Source organism: Streptomyces longhuiensis (assembly GCF_020616555.1).
Lineage (GTDB): Bacteria > Actinomycetota > Actinomycetes > Streptomycetales > Streptomycetaceae > Streptomyces > Streptomyces longhuiensis.
The window spans coordinates 548,182-566,425 of record NZ_CP085173.1 but is presented as its reverse complement, the minus strand read 5'-3'; the positions used below and the strand labels follow the sequence as shown (position 1 = coordinate 566,425).

The window sequence follows — 18,244 nt, the reverse complement described above, 5'->3', positions numbered from 1 at the left end:
CGGGTCGCTCTGAGTAGCCAGCCTGATTTCACTGCGACGTCCTTCGCCGCGCCGTATTCCGGGTTCAGGGGCCGCACAGGCCAGGTCAGACAGGGCACACCACAGGCGTTAGCAGCTAGCGGTCGACAGGTGCCAACAATCGGCCCTGGGGCCGCCCGATCCCCGGAACCATGCCGGCACCAGAACTAGCGGCCGGATGGCCGCCTGTTCCGCGTCCGGCATGTCCGAGCGATACATCGTCCGGCGTGTGATTCCTGATGAGACGGGCGTCTGACACGGATGGAAGTCGGCCATCACTCACTGGGCGGCTGGGCGCGGAGCCCCGCTCGCCGCAGGCCGATCGCCGCCAGGTCGGCGATGACCTGTTCGTCACCACGCCGCCAAGCCTCTGCGAACCCGCCGGGTAGCGTGGGCAGCGCTTCGAGTTCGCGCTGCGAGCCGACCAGGACGCGTAGCGCGAGGATGTCGGCGCCGCCCGGACCAGCGGCGAGGCGCTGGGTGACAGCGCTGCGGCGGATCCAGCGAAGGCGCGGGGGCAGCCACAGCAACAGCACGAACACCACCGGGATGACGATCAGCGCGACCGTGGTCCACGTCGCCACGTGGCCCACCGTCTCCTGGAGCGAACGACCTGCGTCGGCCAGCCCGGTGCCGGCCTCGGCGGCGGACCTGAGCGGCTTCTTCAACTGGCCTCCGACGAACGGAACCTTCGAGGCGGCCTCGCCCGCGTCGTCGAGTCCATTGGAGAGGCTGTTGCCGGCGCTTTCCGCCTTGCGGCCCGGTTCGGCCAGTCGCGTGATCACGTCGTGCACGGCCAAGGCCAGCTTCACCGCGGCGTAGATCAGGGCCGCCGCGATCAGGTCTGCGAGGACCTGGCGGCTCCGACGTGCCGGGGTCTGGGCGTAGAGGCGCATGGGGCGTGCTCCTTGTCCGGTCAGGGTCGGTGGCTGTTCGTACGGCTACCCCGATCGGGAGGGGTGGACGCCGTGTCCACCGTCGGTCCATGGGTCTCCAGAGATAGACCAGGCCCTGCCGCAATTTCGCGCGAAGGCGGACGGCAGTCTCAACGGCACCCGTTCGCGAGCCTCATCTGATCCATGTGGGCCTCTGGGCCGTGCTCTTCTCGTCGAGGACTTGACGGGCGGGCAGCTCGCGCAGCGAGCGCAATGGCGACGCGATGGCGGTTGACGCACCGACCAGCATCATGCAGCCGCTGGCGATCAGCGTTGCCCTGAGTCCGAGCACGGATCCCGACATGCCCCCTGCCAGGGCGCCGAGCGACTGTCCTCCAAAGACAACGAAGCGCCAGGTGGCGTTGGCACGGGAGAGCAGCGACGGGGCGATCACGGCCTGGCGGAGGGTCTGCTGGTTGACGCCGTACATCGAGGGGCCGATTCCGCGCAGGACCTGTGCGAGAAGCAGGATGGACAGCGACATGGGGGAGGGGCCGACTGCAGCGGCAGCCACTAGACCCCCGAACGAGGCGACAAGGACGCCGGAGATGAAGGCCCGGCCAGTTCCAACCCGTCGAGTGAACCCGGTCGCCATGGTGGCCCCGAGGATTCCCGCCACTCCGCTGACGGCGATCGCAGCTCCGACCAGACCTGAAGCCAGATGCAAGTCCCGGACAAAGAACAGCACCAGGACGACAGCCTGCAGCTGGCCCGCGAACGCACCGATGGCAGCCGCGAGTATCACAGCGCGGAGGATCCTGTGGGAGAACACCGCGCGCAGCCCTTCGAGGATGTCGGTCCGCAGCGACAGGTCGCGAGTGGTGACCGAATCAGCGATCCGTCCGGAGTGGCGTATGGATGCTTTGCACATCCCGGAGACCAGGAAGGACAGGGCGTCGACAGCGACAGCCATCGGCGCGCTGAGCACCGTCACCAGGAGGCCGCCCAGGGCCGATCCTGTCGTGTTGACTGCCGCGTTGCTCAGCATGAGAGCGCTGTTGGCAGGGAGTAGTTCTTCGCGCGGTACCAGCAGCGGAGTGAAGGACTGCGCGGCTATGGTCTCGAAGAGGTTGGCAACGCCCGCGAACAGCACGACGGCGTAGAGGTGCCACATCCGCAGCAAGCCGCAGGTAGCCAGGATCGGTACTGAGCCGAGTACCAGTGTCTGGGCGAAGTCGGTGATGGTGAGTATGCGTCGATACGGAACGCGGTCCGCCCATATGCCGGCCGGTAGCCCGAGAACGAGATGCGGCAGAAGACCCATCGCGCCGAGCAGGCCCATTTGAGTCGGCGAAGCGTGGAGGTAGACCACGGATGTCAGCGGGAGCGCCACCGTTGTGACGCTCGATCCGAGCAGTGATATCGAGTTGCCGAGGAATAGCTTTCGAAAGTTGCCATGGCGGGCGAGTACCTCCCACGGCCGAGTTGGGTGATCGGACTCGTCACGGACCCCTCGCGTCTGTTCCGAGGTATCCCCTGCATCCGCTGGCATGACGGGAACCTAACGGCCAGGGAGGGTGTGACCGCTGCCCTTTCGCCTTCGGCCGAACCGATCGCTCACTCGCCTCGCTGAACACGCGGGCGAGTGTGGGTCTTGAAGCGGTAGGTACGCGGAGGCGCATGCGGCGGACTTGTCAGGGGCGCCTGAGAAGCGCCCCTGACAAGGTGGTCGTCTAGTCGACGTCCGCGCGGGAAAGGCCCAGCTTCAGGTGGTCAGGGCGCGGTGCCCCAGCTCAGGGTGCCTCCCACGTACACGCCGATCTTCGACGCGTCGGCGTACGCCGTGTTCGTGGAGCGGCTGTAGTCGTCGGCCTCGTTGAAGTTCGACCAGTCGGTCTTGTTGAAGCGCAACTGCATCTCTCCGGTCGAGGCCCCCGCCGCCAGAGTGCCGCTGCCGAAGCCGACCTCCAGGTAGTGGCTGGCCCCGGCGACCGGGCTGCCGGAAGCCGTCACGTTCTGGGTCAGGCTGCCGCAGCCCAGTACCGCGTAGTCACAGGCGGTGCTGAAAGTACTCGCGCCGGCTTCGGGCGTGAACCAGTAACGCACCTTCACCGTGGACAGGTTCACCGAGGCGGTCCCGGTGTTGACCAGCTGCAGGCCCATCCGGATCTGGTTGTCGGTGGCCGAGGAATCATTGTTCTTGTACTGGACCTTGAGGGTGCCGGTGCCGGTGCCGCCCCCCTCGGACGTGGTGGCGGAGACCGCCGAGGAGGCCGCCGAAACATTTCCGGCCGCGTCACGGGCCTTGACCGTGTAGCTGTACGAGGTGGAGGCGGTGAGCCCCGTGTCGGCGAAGGAAGTCGTCGCCGAGGAGCCCACCTGGACGCCTGCGCGGTACACGTCGTACGCGGTGACGCCGGTGTTGTCGGTCGACGCCGTCCAGGTTAGCGAGACGCTGCCGCTCGTCTTGCCCGAGACCGTGAGGCCGGTCGGCGCGGTGGGTGCCTGGGTGTCGCCACCGCTGCTGCCGCCCAGGGGCGGGTACGCGTTGTGCAGCAGCTCCTGGAACTGGGCGGAGAACCAGTGGCCCGCCAGCGGTGAGTCGGGCAGTGCGCCGGTCAGGTTGTTGCCGTTGCGCCCGTTACCCGTGTACGTCGGATCGCACATCTGGTCGAAGCCCTTGCCCTCGTCGTTCGCGATGGGCTGGCTGTTGCCGTCCGACTCGCCCGGGGGCTTGGCCCAGACGTACGCGTCGATGCCGGATTCCGGGGCGGTGGTGGGCCGCTCACCGATGCCGGCCCCCTTCTGGTTGCACCAGTTCCCCGCGTGGATACGCCGGTCGATGCGGCCGCCGTTGACGTAGTCGTCGACGCTGGTCTGCGGGCCGGCGGCGGTGGGCCGGGCGGAGCCGCCCCACCCGTTGCGGGCCGTGTCGATGAGCATGCCGATGTTCGAGGCGAAGCCCTGGTTGACCATTTCCGTGCGCAGGGCCTGCGCGAAGGAGAGCTCGTCGACGTAGAAGTTCCAGTCCAGCCACTTCGACTGACGCACCGTCGTGCCGTTCACCGAGTCGGTGACCTTGAAGTACGGCTCCTTCAGAGCCGAGTAGTTGGCCGTGTTGACGATGAAGCCCTGGACGTCCGCGACCGTGGCGCCCTCGGTGGTCGCGGCCTTCTTGAACTCCTGGGCCGCCGGCACGAAGTTGGTGTCCCAGCCCAGCCAGCCGTGGTGCCCCGCGTCGACGTAGTTGTAGACGTTGGGAATGGCCCCCAGAGTGTGGAGCGCGTAGCCCACACCCTTCTCGTAGTTGCCGTTCGCCTTCATGGTCGCGCACTGAGTGGTGGATCCGGCGGTGCCGCCCGCGTTGGTGACGAGGTTGGGCAGCGAGTCCGGTTCGATGATGGTGACGATGCGCAGGTCCGCGTAGGCGGGATCGTCGAGGATGTCGGCAATGGGGTCGATGTACTCGGTCTTGTACCGGTCGAGTTCGGTAGGCCCGAGTTCGCCGTTGGAGGCCAGCGCGGCACAGTCGCGTCCCGGGAGGTCGTAGATGACGACCTGGAAGAGGTTCGCGCCCTGGTCGAGTGCCTCGTCGAGGTGCTCACGCAGGCTCATCGCGTCGCCCGCGCCCTCGATGGCCGCGATGCGGTCCATCCAGACGAACGAGGGTTCGTCGGCGATGGCACTGCCGCCCGGCTCCGCGGCTGCCTTGGCGGACCACTGCGGGTTCACATATGCCTTGGCTCCGGTGTACGGGTTGTCCAGGCGGGCCGCGGCGGAGGCCGGGGTGGGGACGGCCACGGCGAGGGCGGCTGCGATTGCCAGGGCGGAGAGTGCGGCGAACTTTCTTCGTATCCCGTGCCGAGTAGAACTTCGTGATCTCATGCGGCTCCGTAGTCCTTTCCTGCGTGCGCCTTCGGGCACTTTCCGAAGGCGGGGCGAGAGGTTGTTCCGGGGCTCCGCGGTGTTACGGCTCGGTGCCCCGCACCAGGTCGCCGTCGACATGGATCGCGACGGGCGAGGCGTCGGTGAACGTAGTGCCGGTGGTGCGGCTGTAGTCGTCGCCCTCGTCGAAGTCCGACCAGTCGGTCGTGTTCAGCCGCAGCTGGATCTAGCCGGTGGAGGCGCCCGCGGCCAGGCTGCCGCTGCCGAAGCCGATTTCGAGGCAGTGGTCGGCGCCGGCCTTCGGTGAACTCATGGCGGCTGCCCGGTGGGTGATGCTGGAGCAGCCGAGCGGGGACCAGTCGCACCTCGTGCTGTTGGTGGTCACTCCGCTCTGGTCGGTGATCCAGTGGCGCACCTTCATGGTGGACAGGTCGACGGCGGTGCCGCGAGTGTTCACCAATTCAAGGGCGGGCTTGGTCTGGTGGTCGCCGGGGGCGGAGTTGCTGGTGCGGTACTGGGCCTTGAGCGCGCCAGGTTCAGCGCTGCCTTCGTCGCCGCCGCCCGGCTCGCAGGGCACGGTGGCGTAGGCGGCCTTCGGCCGGACGTTCTCGTCATGGAGGCTGGCCGCACCCTGGCCGGGGAACGCGCTGGGAACCCAGGAGAACTTGTCGATGTGGTCCCAGGCCGTGATGCCGACACGCCACGCCACGCCACGGCCAGGCAGGCCTCGATGACGTTGCGGTAGTAGGTGGTCTGGGTGGCGAGTTTCGTCGCGTCGGCGGGCAGTCGCATGCGCACGTCGACGAGTTTGGTGACGGCCCCGTCGAGCCGGAGATCGGCGAAACGCTGCAATTTCTGCTGCGTGCCGCCGGGGGACCCGTACTGGAGGGCCCGATGACCCTGGAACTCGACGTCGTAGATCGGCGCACCGTCGGCGACCAGGTCGCTCACCAGGTTGTACATGGCGTTGCTCTCGGCGCCCGGGCCCTCGGTGTTGCAGCCGTCGATGGAGAGCCCGGTGCCCGGAGCGGCAGGGTACGCGGCTCGCAGCGCGGCGGCGATGTAGCCGCTGCCCCATGCGTTGTGGAGCGGGCTTGTACGGAAGGTCCCGTCGTCGCTGAGCGGCTCGTGCGCGATGTCCCAGGCGGCGACCTCACTCTTGTAGTGACCTGCCACTTCGGTGATGTGATGCGTCATGGCAGCCTGCACGTGCGCCGGCGGCAGGGAGCCGATCCAACCGGGCAGCTCGCTGTGCCGGACGAGCGTGTGACCACGCACGGCCTGGCCGTGATCCCGCGTGATGCCGGTGATCACATCGCCCTTGGCGAAGGTGAACTGCGCCAGCTGCGGCTCGGTGGTTTCCCACGTCATGGAGTTGCCCGGGGTGATCTGACCGGACTCGGAACCGAGGGTGGCGGCGTACACGGTGTTTGGCGACTCGAGGTTGTCGGTGGCGGAGTCGAAGTACTTGGCGTGTGCGACTGCCAGGTCGTGCGGGCTGCCCTGTTCGGCCGCCGGGGCCGGCACGCCCCGCAGGGGCGAGACGGGGGCGTACGCGGAGAGCAACTGGCCGGGCAGTCTGCCCGGGCCGACGGGCATGGAGTGCCTTACCGGAATCATGACATTCGCTTTCCTCGGCCGAGAGCAGCCAGGGCAGGGGAGCGGGACAGCGCCCGTGCCTCGGGTTCACGTCTCGAAGGTGTGGCGTGCAGAGGGTGGGGAAGCGCGCAAGTCTTGATTGTGGGAGCGCTCCCAAAGTGGCGCGGTGATGCGCACCTGTCAAGTGTTGAATCGCAACTGCCTTACATATTCGTAGACTTGAACGCAACTTGACGACCCAGCTCCACGCCCCGCGACGGCAGCCCACACCGCAGAGCGACCGGGCGATCCCACTCTCCGTGACGGCGTATCCGGACCCATGGCCCCGCCGCAACCTTTAGCCGTCGGCGTGCACGGTGCCGCCCGGAGGGCGGTCCGGGCGGACCGGGACGGCATCGAGGCCGGTTGTGCGGGCGGGGGTGAGCGCTATCAATGGCCGCCAGGTCAGGGGCACTTGGGGATGAAGGCTGTGTCGTCGTGCGGGTCCCCGTTGGGGCGGCCCGGCCGTCGGTATCAGGTGTCGGTGGTTGATCTGATTGCGGGGACCTGGCGGCTGTTTCGCGAGACGCCGCTCAAGGCGCCGCTCAAGGCGCCGCTCAAGGCGCCGTCCGGCGATGGATCGAGAGCGCATTTGGCCTATGCGTGCCTATATAGACCCAAAGGCTCGCATTCCTCATGATTTCATCTCGCCATGGAGGAGATCAGATGATGACTGGAGACAAACAGGCGGCCACGTCTCGGCGACGCGTCCTGGCCGCTGCCGCGCTGGCACCGGTGCTGGCCGGGGCGGGGCGGGCCAGCGCCGGCGGGATGCCCGCCGGGGCGATGACGGTCAAGCCGGTGAAGACAACCCTGTCGGACTGGGCGGCCGTAGCGAAGGTGCTGGGCCGCAGCGGCAACCTGCTGCGAGGGACGACGTACCACACCCCCTTCCCGCGCGACGACCTTCGCGTCGTCGTCAAGGGCGGCATCGTCATCACACCGGAACTCGCACTGGGTGCGCACGTGGCGTTCGTCCGATACGCTGACGGCAGCACGATGTGCATGGGCGATGTGGCGGTCACCGAGAGCGAACTGCAGCGGGTGATCGACACCTGGCAGGCGAATGGGATCGCGCAGACCGCGCTCCACAAACATCTTCCCGCCCATCACCCCGACATCTGGTGGGTCCACGTCCACGGACACGGCCATGACGAACTGGCCCTGGCGCGCGGTCTGCGCGCGGGATTCGAACGCACCGACATCCCTCCGGCGACCCCGTCCGGCCCACCGACCCCCGTCAACCTGGACACTGCCGCAATCGACGCTGCGCTGGGCGCCAAAGGTTCCAGCGACGGCGTGGTCTACAAGGCCGTCTTCGCCCGCCGCGAGACGATCTACGACGGCCATCTCGAACTGCCCGCCGGCCTGGGCGCGACCAGCGCGTTCATTTTCCAGCCGCTGGGAAACGGCAGAGCAGCGCTCAGCGGCGACTGCGTCATGCTCGCCGAGGAAGTCCAGAACGTACTGGGAGCCTTGCGGCGGGGCGGGATCGAACTCGTCGAGCTGCACAACCACCACTTGACGGAGAGCCCCCGCCTGTTCTTCACCCATTTCTGGGCCGTGGGCGACGCCGTCAAGCTCGCCAAAGCACTGCGCCCCGCGGTGCATGCCACCAACGTGGTGCCGACCAGCGGAGTATGACGAGCAGACGGCGGATCGCTGCCCCACGGCATCCCCACAAGCTGACTCTCACGATCCATGGCCTTGAGCAGCTCGGCGTATTCCCGCTTCACGGCGGCGAACCCCTCCGGGACGGTCCGCAGATCCCCGGCCTCGTCGACTGACTTCTGGACGATGCCGACCGCATCGACACGTACGGCGCCGCTGACCGTATCCGCTCCTGGCAACTGTGAGCACTGAGGCCGGGCTTGGCTCCTGTCGCCTCCCGCGGCTCGGTGATCGCGTTCTGCGGGCGGGCCTCTCGCTCGGCATCGGTCAGGTCGAGAACGGATCGGGCGTAACCGTTCCCACAGCGAGCAATTCCAGGTCGCTGCGCCCTTTGGCTGGGGCGCGGCGACCTGGACAGGAGCGCTCAGCGACGGCTATGTCCCGTTCGTCGCAGTCCGCACTGCAGGGTTGGAATCATCACGCCGCAACATCTGCGGCCCTGCGGCATGAGGCAAACCGTCATGCGCATGGCGCGACGCCTCAGGCTTCCGACCCAGGTCAGGTTGACCTGCAGCATCCCTCAAGCCGAACGCGGAGGCGTGGAAGGCCGGCGCAAGCGTTTGTGAGGATGCGTCGGTGCTGGTGTTCTCCTGCAGCCGGTGTGCGCCGTACACGATCAGTGCCCAGGTCAGGCAGGCGAAGGCTCCGGTGTGGAGGAGGGCTCGGACGATGTTCCAGGTGACCCACTTGGCCTCGAAGTGGACGCGGACCGTTTCCAGATGCTTGATGTGATCGGGGTCGCCGGCACGGGCGAGTTGGTCGTTGAGGGGGACGTTGACGCCGCTGGTGACCGCGAAAGCCACCAGATATAGAGCCAGCGCGGCGATCAGCCAAGGCAGTGCGGGGCGGCCGTGGCCGCGCCAGGCCAGGACCACGGTCAGGCCGAGGAGCGGGATCGATCCCAGGAAGGGGAGCATGAACACCGGGTTGATGATGGCCTTGTTGATGGCCTGCATGGCCTCTACGAGGGTGTGGTCGGAGGAGCGGGCCAGGCCGGGCATGACCGAGTAGGCGAAGGCCGCGAACAGGCCGGCCATCAGCCCGGTGAAGAGGGTGGCGGCGAGCAGCGTGCCGGTCTGCAGGTGTTTCATGCGGCGCCCCTGTCAGTGCTCTTGTCGGTCCAGATGCCGGTGGCGGCGGTGCCGTGTGCGTAGGCGGTGAAGTCCCGGGCAGCGCGGCCGAGGACCTGCTGGACGCCGTCGCCCAGGTGGGCGCCCCGCCCGTCGAGCACCGTGGTGAACAGGTAGGTGAGCAGGGCGGTGACCTCGTCCGGGACGCCATCGGCGGCCAGTCCGGCGGCGTAGTCGTCGACGGGCACGGAGACGAAGGAGATGTCCCGGCCGGTCGCTTCAGCGATGGTTGCGACGGCGTCGGCGAAGGTGAGCAGGCGCGGCCCGGTCAGCTCGTAGGTCCTCCCGTTGTGCCCGTGCTGGGTGAGTACGGCAGCGGCGACCTCGGCGATGTCGGCGGCGTCCACGAATGGTTCCCCCACCTTGACGACGGGCAGCGCCACCTCACCGGCCAGTACCGGCTCCAGCAGGTAGCCCTCGCTGAAGTTCTGGGCGAACCAACTGGCCCGCAGCACCGTCCAGTCGGCCCCCGAACGGGCCACGGCCTTCTCGCAGGCCTCCGCTCCCTGTTCGCCGCGGCCGGAGAGCAGCACCAGGCGGCGCGCGCCCGATGCCACCGCCAGTTCGGCGAAGGCCCCGATCACGTCAGGCGCCTCAGGAGCGGCCAGATCCGTGTGGTACGCGATGTACACCGCTCGCGCACCTTCCAGCGCGGGCGCCCAGGTCGCCGGATCCGTCCAGTCGAACGGCACGCCCCCGGACCGGGAGCCGATCCGTACCGGCAGACCGCGTCCGGTCAGCAGCCGCGCGACGCGGCTGCCGGTCTTGCCGCTCCCGCCCAGGACGAGGGTCAAGTCATCGCGTGTCACTGTGTTTTCCTCCGCTTCTCGGTAGTGCCGGCCGTGTCTTGTTCGGCCACTTCCGATGATCCGGCGGCTGGGTATCGGCAACAACGAGCAAGCGTGCAAGGATCGTTGACCCAGAGGTTGATGAACCGGGCCTGCGACGGGACGGACGGACGAGGTGGCCATGGAGCGGCGTGACATCGAGATCTTCCTGACCCTTGCCGAGGAACTGCACTTCGGCCGCAGCGCCGAGCGGCTGCACGTCTCGGTGGCCATGGTCAGCAAGGCGATCAAGAAGCTGGAGCGCGCCGTCGGGGCGCCCCTGTTCGACCGCACCAGCCGCCGCGTGACGTTGACGCCCATCGGGCAGCGCCTCGATGACGACATACGCCCTGCTCATCAGCAGATTCTCGACGGTTTCGCACGGGCGGTCGCGGCCGGCCTGGGACTCGACGGGGTCCTGCGCGTCGGTTTCCTCGGCACCGCCGTCGCCCAGTTCGTCCTGCAGGTCGCCGAGGCGTTCCAGGCCAGGCACCCGGCCTGTCGGGTGGAGATCATCGAAAGCCGTTACGCCGACAGCGCCACACTGCTGCACGGCGACACCGTCGACATCTTGCTGATCGCCGCGACGGGCGTCCATCCCGACCTCAACGAGAGCCCCGTGCTCTTTTGCGAGCCCTCGGTCCTGGCGGTCTCGGCGCGCCACCCCTTCGCACGCCGCGATTCGGTCTCCCTGGAGGACCTCGCCCGCGACAGGGTCCTGCGCCCGCGCGGCATTCCCGCTGAACTCGATGCACTGTCCGTGCCCAGCCACACCCCCGGCGGCCGGCCCATCGAGCGCGGCACGGACTTCGCGACCATCCAGGAGATGCTCGCCCTGGTGGGTTCGGGCCGCGGCATCTTCCCCGTCCCCACCCACGCGGGCCGCTATGACTCACGGCCAGACGTGGTCTACATCCCCATCACTGACGGCCTCCCGTACGAATGGCGCCTGATCTGGCGAGCCGCCGCCGAGACGAGCCGGATCCGCGCCTTCTGCCAGGCCGCCCGCGACTTCGTCGAGGCCAACGGGAACCCGCTCCTGGCCGCCTGAGGTCACCAATGGAGCGTGTACGTGGGCAGAGGCCATGGCAGACAACTGCGGGGATCTCCGCGGCTGTTGCGCTCCTTGGCCACCGCCACCTGACGTCGACCACAACTCGCAGGCGGCCGTTGCGACTCGGAGCACGCTGACTGCGTCCAGATGTGGTTCAGGCAGGGACGAAGACGCTCTCGTCGGCTCCGTCGAGGATGAACCCGTTGTCGAAGCGGACCCGTACGCTCACGTGAGGCGCTCGTTCCTGGTAGGCGGTCCACGCGGGTTCCAGAGAGGCAACCTTCTCTTCGAGCTGTCTCCTGCTCTGCGTGGGCATGTCGGGCCCGAAGGCGTCGAGCAGCGCCTTGAGCCGCTCGTACTCGCGCACGTCCTCGCTCTCGTCCTGGTGGTCGGTCACCCGCTCGACGGTCCCGCCGGTGCCCGCCGCCAGGGACAGGAACCCGATGACGACTCCTGACACCTCGACCGAATCGGTCAGCCTGGTGTCGGCTGCCAGCTCCACCCGCTGGCCTTCCTTCAGAGTCATCGACTTCCCATCTCTCCTGTGCACTGTTCGCCGGCCGCAAATCCTGCTGCGGAACGGGCGTCCGCTGAGGCTACATCGGCAGCAGGCCCGCAGGCCGGGAGGGCTGTGGGCCCTGAGCGGAGGTGTTGGTCGTTGCCGTGCAGCACCCCGCACCCGCCCATCGGACAGGCACGTTTCGGTCGGAGAGGCATCGACCGTGCCCGCTTCGGCTTCCGCTCGTCGATCACCGTCTGAGGCGCGTCAGACGCCTCGTTCTCAGAAGTCGGCTCAAAGCATGCAGGGGTACCTCCGGCGTATCGCCTCGACATGGGGCGGAAGCACGAAGGTCCGCTGATCTTGACCGATCGGGATCTCTCCGAGGTGTCTCGACTAGACCGTTGCCTCAGCGCCTGGGGCGGTCGCAGCCTGCGACATGGCCGGGGACACGGTGAACAGCGCGTACACGGCGGCGCGCACCTGGTCGGCGACCACCTCAGGGGTGGAGGTGTCCAGCTTGCCGTCGAGGTGGAGGAACGCCAGGCCGTGGACGAGAGCCCACACCGTGGTCGACAGCGCGCCCGCATCGTCCGCACCCGGGAACGCGTCGCGGACGATGCCGTGGACGTACTCGGTGATGACGGCGGTCGCGGCGACCCGTTCCTCGCTGGCTGGATCGCAGGGCTCGGCGAACATCGCCCGGAACATCGCCGGGTGATCGAGCGCGAACTGCACGTAGACAATCGCGACCGCGGCCAGGTCGTCGGGCGTCGAGGGGGAGGGGTGGGCCGTGGCCAGGTGCCCGGCGAGCTCGCGGTAACCCTCCGCGGCGACTGCGGACACGAGCGCGTCGCGGTCCGCGAAGTGGCGGTAGGGGGCCGTGGCTGACACTCCGGCTCGGCGGGCGACTGCGCGTAGGGACAGTCCGGCGCTGCCGTCCTCCTCGAGCAGTTCCCGGGCGGCACGCAGGCAGGCCGCGCGCAGGTCGCCATGGTGATAGGCGCTGGTCTGCGGCATAAGTCACACTCCCCCATGTTTACGATGCTTACATTTCTGCTTTAATGTGAGTGGTGTACACATCGTAGGTGATCGACATGGAAGAGGGAAACGGGATGACCAGCGAGCTGTTCTCGCCACTGTCCCTGCGCTCCGGGCAGGCACTGGGCAATCGCATCGCGAAGGCGGCCATGGAGGAGAACATGGCCGGCGACGGCCAGCTTCCCGACGAGCAGCTGTTCACGCTGTACCGGCGCTGGGCCGCCGGGGGCACCGGACTGCTGATCACCGGCAACGTCATGGTGCACGCCGAGGCACTGACCGGCCCCGGTGGCGTCGTGCTCGACGAGCACGCGCCGCTGAAGCCGTTCAGCGACTGGGCCAAGGCCGGCAAGTCCGGCGGTGGCGCGATCTGGATGCAGATCAACCACCCCGGCCGCCAGGTGGCATCCGACATGGGCGCCGAGCAGAAGCGGATTCCTGCTTCACCATCGGTTCGAGACAGGTGGCGTGACCGCCCCACACCTACGGTCGTAGCTGAGCCCTCGCCTTGGCTGCGGTACCGCACGAGTGCCGCCTGCTGTGGAAGCGTGGCATCAAGCGGTGACCGCCCGCGCGGTGTCGCCCATGGCTCCGTACTGGGCGAGGTCCGGCAGGTGGTCGCACGAGACTCGCCTGGTTTCACCAGCTCACACGACACGGCATCGGTTGCGAACGGCGCGCCGATCTCCACGTGTGTCTCCCGGAACTGGCCTGCAGCCTCATCCGCCGCCGTCTGCGCACCGCTTGGCTCGTTGAAGTGATGGGTCAGGTCAGGATGATCGGATTGGTGAGTGCGGCGACGTACCCGTTGGGACGGCGGACCTCGATGCGGACGAATGCCGATTCCTCCGCCGTCGTGTGCCACTGCACGACACCTGATCCATCGCCGGGGAGAGACAGGCGGTGAACCCTCCCTCGACGGGTGTGGAAGCTGACGGTCGCTTCCGGCACGCCATGCACCTCTGCCTGCACTTTGACCTCTCCACCACGAGTTGCGAGCCGTTCACCTACCCCGACGATGCGGCCCGCGACGCCGGCGGCAAACGACACCTTCACGGCGGCCGACTCGGCGATCCAGCTGCGACCCGACCGGATCCCGGCCAGGATCGCCTCCGTACTCAGCTCCGTGGCGAAGACCACCGTATGAGGGATGCCGATCTGTCCTTCCAAGTGCGTGTCGCTGTTGCCCACCGCCGGCAGCCACGAGCCCGTCTGGATGCCGGCTGCGAGACTCCGCCCCCACTCTGCCAAGGAGGCCTCGTTGTCTGCATTCCAGGGCCGGTCCGACGTCCACGGCCCGTTCCACACCTCTACGACATCGAAGCCCTGGAAGGAATACATGAAGTCGCCTGACGGATAGGGCGCGTGCGGGTGCGCGACCACGCAAAGGCCTCCCATTCGATGGACCTGATCGAGGCACCGATCGATGAGTCCGTCCCTGGCCCGATCAGTCAACGATCTGGCCAGGGCTGGTGCCGAGTGCGAGCCAGTGCCCGGTGTTCGTGGTCACCTCCTCACCGAGCATGATCAGGAAGTCATCGGCAGCCAGAGGCGTCCACACACCGGGTGCTGCAGCAGAGTTGTGCTCGGTCGTCGCGATGAAGTCGAGCCCGACAGCGCGTGCCCGGTATGCCAACTCCTTGGGAGTGAGTTCTCCGTCCGAGTGGACGGAGTGGACATGGCAGTCCCCGCGATACCAGCTCGGCCCGCGTCCCATCGCCCGTACCGGCGGGAAGTTCGAGCTCGACAAGGTTCTCCTCCCTCAACGGTCTGTCGAGCGAACGTGCGGGCTGAGCACACGGTTCTGTGTCACCGCCGAGCGCCGCCCCGTTGAGACATCAAGTTCTCGTTCTGAAACGACCCCGATAAGCGGTTCTGGCTGCATGGGGAGAGAAGCCGGACCGGAACCGAGTGAGTTCTGGTCCTACCTTTGATCTTGGCCAGTGCTCCGCCGTTTGCGGCGGGGGTGAAGGCCATCTCAGGGCTGCTCTGACCCGCACGTTCGCATGGGTCCGCAGTGTTGTCCTCAGCCGGTGGGGCGCTGCTGGTTTTCGATGTACTGCTTGACGACGGTCAGCGGTGCGCCGCCGCAGGATCCGGCGAAGTAGGAGCCGGGCCAGAAGTGTCCGCCCCACAGGTAGCGGCGGACGTGGCTGTCGTATTCCTGGCGAAGCCTGCGGGAGCTGACGCCCTTGAGGGAGTTGACCAGTTTGGAGAGCTGGACCTTGGGCGGATAGTGCACGAGCAGATGCACATGGTCCTGCTCGCCGTTGAACTGCTTGAGTTCGGCCTCGAAGTCGGTGCAGACGTCGCGCATGATCTCCTCGGTGCGCGTCAGCATGGCGTCGGTGAATGCCTTACGCCGATACTTGGTGACGAATACCAAGTGGGCGTGAAGGTTATAGACGACGTGACGGCCGGTGCGTACGTCAGGATTTGGGTTCCATCGTGGTGACATAAGCCAACTGTATTAGGGTGATGGTCATGGGTGAACTCGTGTGGGAGAAGCGGCAGTTCGGGCACCGCGCCCGGCTGGTGCTGACGCCCGCACAGGTCCGGCTCATGGATGACCAGGCGCACGCGGCACGCGCGATGTGGAATCAGCTCCACGACCTGTGGCAGATGACGCCGAAGTGTCAGCGCGCTCTGACGCGCATGGATCAGGCGTTGCGGCAGGCCCGCAAGGAGATCGACTGGTACGCGGTGCTGCCCGCGCAGGCCGCGCAGGCGGTACTCAAGACGTACTTCCAGGCGTGGCGGAACTGCTGGGACGGGCGTGCGGACGAGCCGAACTTCAAGGCCCGCTTCCGCACGGCATTGTCGGTGGACATCCCGCAGGGCCGGGACTTGCAGATCAAGCGAGTACACCGACGGTGGGGCATGGTCAACATCCCCAAGGTGGGCCGTGTCCGGTTCCGCTGGACCAAGGATCTCCCCGTCGGCAAGCTCGCCAACAAGGAGAACCGGATCACCGGGGCACGGCTGGTCAAAGACGGGCTCGGCTGGCACATCGCCTTCCGTATCCGGACCCTTGAGCTCAAGCCGGAGCCCCACCAGGGTCCCGAGGTCGGTATCGACGCCGGGGTGAACCTGCCGCTTGCGCTGTCCGACGGCAACCATCAGGATCACGGACGACCCGCCCGGCTCCCGGACGGCACCGCCGACCGGGACAAGTGGCTGAACCCGGATGAGAAGGCCAAACTGCTCCGCCTGGAACAGCGCGCCGCGCACCGCAAGAGCTTCCGCAAGCCGAAAGAGCGCAGCTCCAACCGGCTGCACGTCACCTACGACCAGATCAAGCAGCTCCGCGCAAGAGCCACGCGCCGAGCAATCGACTGGCAGCACAAGTCCACCACCGCCATCGCCAACCAGTACGGCACGGTCGTGGTGGAGCAGTTGCAGATCACGAACATGGTCAAGTCCGCCAAGGGAACCATCGAGAACCCGGGGAGGAACGTCGCGCAGAAGTCCGGCCTGAACCGTTCCATCAGCCAGGAGGCGTGGGGCCGCACCGTGACACTGCTGACGTACAAAACCGCGCGAAATGGCGGAACCCTGGTCAAGGTACCCGCCCCGAACACCTCCCTGCGCTGCTCCGCGTGCGGATTCGTCACGCCCGGCAGCCGCGAAGACCAGGCCACGTTCGTATGCAAGAACCCGGACTGCGGATGGTCGGCGAATGCCGACTGGAACGCGGCCCGGAACGTCTTGCACCTGTACCGGATCGGCCTCCTGGCGATCCCGGCTGCCGGGAGGGCAGTCGTCAGGCGCACCCGTGGCGTCAAGCCCGCTGCCGCAAGGTAAGCAGGAATCTCCTTCCTGAGCCTGCGAAGGGAGGAGAGCACTTCAAGTGGCCGGCCTGTCGACGCTGTGCCCGGAAACAGTGCCGCGGCTTCGGGCTGAGACGGGGGAGTGGGACCCGAGAAGAGGGCGAGCCCGTCGTGTGGATGGGCCGCCCTCTTGCCGTGGTGTGGCTCCACGGCCGTGGAGCAGTCGCCGTTCAGCGGACGCCGGCTGCCTTCATGAGCTTCAGCGCGCCGGTCAGCAGGGTGGCCCAGGTCTCGGGGGAGACGCGGGCCGGTGGGTAGAACCCCTGGATGCGCTGGTGGGCGACGGTCTGGGCCTCGGTGTACTTGAGGATGCCGTCCACTCCGTGGCGGCGGCCGAGTCCGGAGTCGCCCATGCCGCCCATCGGCGCGTCGATGCTTCCCCAGGCAGCGGCGAAGGCCTCGTTCACGTTGACGGTGCCGGCGTGCAGGCGGGCGGCGACGGCCCGGCCCCGGGCGCCATTGCGCGACCAGACGCTGGCGTTGAGGCCGTACGGGGTGGAGTTGGCCCGCTGGATCGCCTCCTCGATGTCGCGGTAGGGGTAGATCGAGACGACGGGGCCGAAGGTCTCGTCGTCGTACAGCGTCATGTCGGGGGTGACGTCGGTGAGGATGGTCGGCTCGTAGAACAGCGGTCCCAGGTCCGGCCGTGCCTTGCCGCCTGCGAGGACGATGGCGCCCTTGGCGACGGCGTCGTCGACGTGGGTGGTGACGGTGTCCAGTTGGGACGGGTTCGTGAGACTGCCGACGTCGATGGTGTAGTCGAAGGCGGCGCCGATCTTGAGTTGCTTGGCGCGGGCGACGAACGCGGCGACGAACTGGTCGCGGATGGACTCGGCCACGTACAAGCGCTCAATGGAAACGCACAGTTGTCCGGCGGAGGGGAAGCAGGCGGCAACCGCGCCGTCGGCTGCCTTCTCGACGTCGGCGTCGTCGAGGACGATCATGGCGTTCTTGCCGCCGAGCTCGAGGGATGTGCCGATGAGGCGTTCACCGGCATCACTCGCGATCTTCCGTCCGCTGGCGGTGGAACCGGTGAACATCATGAAGTTGGCGTTGTCCATCAGCGTGTTGCCGATGGAGCTGCCCCTGCCGATCACCATCTGCCACACCCCGGCAGGCAGTCCGGCCTCGTGCATCAGATCGAGTGCCCACAGCGCGCTCAATGCCGTCTGGGTGTCGGGCTTCTGGACGACGGCGTTGCCGGCCATGAGGGCGGGGATGGCGTCGCCGGCGGCCATGCTCAGGGGGTAGTTCCACGGGGAGACGACGGCGACGACGCCTTTGGGGTGGCGCAGTTCGGTGGTGTGGGTCAGCACCGGGATCGCGCCGCGCCGGCGCTTGGGCTCCAGATACTTGGCGGCGTTGCGCGCGTAGTAGCGGGCGGTGATCGCGATGTCGGTCACTTCGAGGAACGCGTCGCGGCGGGTCTTGCCGTTCTCGGCCTGCATCAGATCCAGCACCTCGTCCTGGTGGGCGAGGACCAGGTCGTGGAAGCGCAGAAGGATCCTCTTGCGCTGACTCAGGGATATCGCCGCCCAGGCCTTCTGGGCGATGCGGGCGCGGGCGAAGGCGTCCTCGACGTCCGCGGGTGTGGAGACCGGCAGGTCGGCCAGCGGAGCCCCGGTGTACGGGGCGTTCGTGGTCACCCGCGCGGCGTCTGCTGCGGCGGCGACGCGCGCTGCAAGCCGCTCGATCCGGGCCGGAGTCAGCCAGTGGGGCAGGCCGGCGTCGCGGGGGGCGGTGGTGGGCAGGGTGGCGTGGTCGGTGACCATGGCA

General features: G+C 67.7%; 16 protein-coding genes and 2 pseudogenes. 4 read left to right on the top strand and 14 right to left on the bottom strand.

Annotation, left to right across the window (positions count from 1 at the left end; genetic code table 11):
• Nucleotides 1-293: 293 nt before the first annotated feature.
• The 6 genes and pseudogenes from LGI35_RS02840 to LGI35_RS02820 form a co-directional block, all read right to left on the bottom strand.
• Nucleotides 294-914: a hypothetical protein gene (locus LGI35_RS02840; RefSeq protein ID WP_227291995.1), complete on the bottom strand. Its 621-nt coding sequence runs from the start codon at nucleotides 912-914 to the stop codon at nucleotides 294-296.
• A 172-nt stretch (nucleotides 915-1,086) separates the two neighbouring features.
• Nucleotides 1,087-2,445, bottom strand: a complete 1,359-nt coding sequence (locus LGI35_RS02835; RefSeq protein WP_227291994.1) for an MFS transporter — start codon at nucleotides 2,443-2,445, stop codon at nucleotides 1,087-1,089.
• Nucleotides 2,446-2,666: 221 nt separating this feature from the next.
• Nucleotides 2,667-4,778, bottom strand: coding sequence for a glycoside hydrolase family 6 protein (locus LGI35_RS02830; RefSeq protein WP_227291993.1), 2,112 nt, complete (start codon nucleotides 4,776-4,778; stop codon nucleotides 2,667-2,669).
• 226 nt (nucleotides 4,779-5,004) lie between these two features.
• Nucleotides 5,005-5,235 (bottom strand): cellulose binding domain-containing protein, encoded by a 231-nt coding sequence (locus tag LGI35_RS02825; protein ID WP_264484714.1) that lies wholly within the window; start codon nucleotides 5,233-5,235, stop codon nucleotides 5,005-5,007.
• A gap of 171 nt (nucleotides 5,236-5,406) precedes the next feature.
• Nucleotides 5,407-5,487: pseudogene (locus LGI35_RS46535) on the bottom strand (hypothetical protein); the annotation flags it as partial.
• A gap of 59 nt (nucleotides 5,488-5,546) precedes the next feature.
• Nucleotides 5,547-6,377 (bottom strand): annotated as a pseudogene (locus LGI35_RS02820) (endo-1,4-beta-xylanase); the annotation flags it as partial.
• A 708-nt stretch (nucleotides 6,378-7,085) separates the two neighbouring features.
• Here LGI35_RS02820 and LGI35_RS02815 point away from each other — a divergent pair.
• On the top strand, nucleotides 7,086-8,060 hold the full coding sequence (locus LGI35_RS02815) for a DUF1259 domain-containing protein (protein WP_227291992.1): 975 nt from the start codon (nucleotides 7,086-7,088) through the stop codon (nucleotides 8,058-8,060).
• Nucleotides 8,061-8,461: 401 nt separating this feature from the next.
• Here LGI35_RS02815 and LGI35_RS02810 read toward each other — a convergent pair whose 3' ends face one another.
• Together LGI35_RS02810 and LGI35_RS02805 are read right to left on the bottom strand one after the other, a co-directional pair.
• Nucleotides 8,462-9,178 carry an anthrone oxygenase family protein gene (locus LGI35_RS02810; protein ID WP_227291991.1) on the bottom strand — a complete coding sequence of 239 codons (717 nt, stop codon included), beginning with the start codon at nucleotides 9,176-9,178 and terminating at the stop codon, nucleotides 8,462-8,464.
• Nucleotides 9,175-10,026 carry an NAD(P)H-binding protein gene (locus LGI35_RS02805; RefSeq protein ID WP_227291990.1) on the bottom strand — a complete coding sequence of 284 codons (852 nt, stop codon included), beginning with the start codon at nucleotides 10,024-10,026 and terminating at the stop codon, nucleotides 9,175-9,177. The genes LGI35_RS02810 and LGI35_RS02805 overlap by 4 nt, the downstream gene beginning before the upstream one ends.
• Nucleotides 10,027-10,186: 160 nt before the next feature.
• Here LGI35_RS02805 and LGI35_RS02800 point away from each other — a divergent pair, with 160 nt between their 5' ends.
• Nucleotides 10,187-11,095 (top strand): LysR family transcriptional regulator, encoded by a 909-nt coding sequence (locus tag LGI35_RS02800; RefSeq protein ID WP_227291989.1) that lies wholly within the window; start codon nucleotides 10,187-10,189, stop codon nucleotides 11,093-11,095.
• A gap of 157 nt (nucleotides 11,096-11,252) precedes the next feature.
• On the opposite strand, the gene LGI35_RS02795 is transcribed toward LGI35_RS02800, so the two are convergent.
• Together LGI35_RS02795 and LGI35_RS02790 are read right to left on the bottom strand one after the other, a co-directional pair.
• Entirely contained in the window at nucleotides 11,253-11,624 is a 372-nt protein-coding gene (locus tag LGI35_RS02795) for a hypothetical protein (protein ID WP_227291988.1), read from the bottom strand.
• Between the two features lie 369 nt (nucleotides 11,625-11,993).
• Entirely contained in the window at nucleotides 11,994-12,617 is a 624-nt protein-coding gene (locus tag LGI35_RS02790) for a TetR/AcrR family transcriptional regulator (RefSeq protein WP_227291987.1), read from the bottom strand.
• A gap of 77 nt (nucleotides 12,618-12,694) precedes the next feature.
• Here LGI35_RS02790 and LGI35_RS46530 point away from each other — a divergent pair, with 77 nt between their 5' ends.
• Nucleotides 12,695-13,399 (top strand): oxidoreductase, encoded by a 705-nt coding sequence (locus LGI35_RS46530; protein WP_423835677.1) that lies wholly within the window; start codon nucleotides 12,695-12,697, stop codon nucleotides 13,397-13,399.
• A gap of 4 nt (nucleotides 13,400-13,403) precedes the next feature.
• On the opposite strand, the gene LGI35_RS02775 is transcribed toward LGI35_RS46530, so the two are convergent.
• The 3 genes from LGI35_RS02775 to tnpA all read right to left on the bottom strand — a co-directional run bounded on the left by LGI35_RS02775 (nucleotide 13,404) and on the right by tnpA (nucleotide 15,096).
• Entirely contained in the window at nucleotides 13,404-14,036 is a 633-nt protein-coding gene (locus tag LGI35_RS02775) for a CehA/McbA family metallohydrolase (protein ID WP_264484659.1), read from the bottom strand.
• A 49-nt stretch (nucleotides 14,037-14,085) separates the two neighbouring features.
• Complete coding sequence (locus tag LGI35_RS02770) at nucleotides 14,086-14,388, bottom strand: PHP domain-containing protein (RefSeq protein WP_227291985.1); 303 nt, start codon at nucleotides 14,386-14,388, stop codon at nucleotides 14,086-14,088.
• A gap of 276 nt (nucleotides 14,389-14,664) precedes the next feature.
• Entirely contained in the window at nucleotides 14,665-15,096 is a 432-nt protein-coding gene (gene tnpA, locus LGI35_RS02765; RefSeq protein WP_227291984.1) for an IS200/IS605 family transposase, read from the bottom strand.
• Between the two features lie 26 nt (nucleotides 15,097-15,122).
• On the opposite strand from tnpA, the gene LGI35_RS02760 reads away from it, so the two are divergent.
• Nucleotides 15,123-16,442, top strand: coding sequence for an RNA-guided endonuclease InsQ/TnpB family protein (locus tag LGI35_RS02760; protein ID WP_227291983.1), 1,320 nt, complete (start codon nucleotides 15,123-15,125; stop codon nucleotides 16,440-16,442).
• Nucleotides 16,443-16,638: 196 nt separating this feature from the next.
• On the opposite strand, the gene LGI35_RS02755 is transcribed toward LGI35_RS02760, so the two are convergent.
• A complete protein-coding gene (locus LGI35_RS02755) occupies nucleotides 16,639-18,240 on the bottom strand; it encodes a succinic semialdehyde dehydrogenase (protein ID WP_227291982.1) in 1,602 nt (533 codons plus the stop codon).
• Nucleotides 18,241-18,244 lie beyond the last annotated feature (4 nt).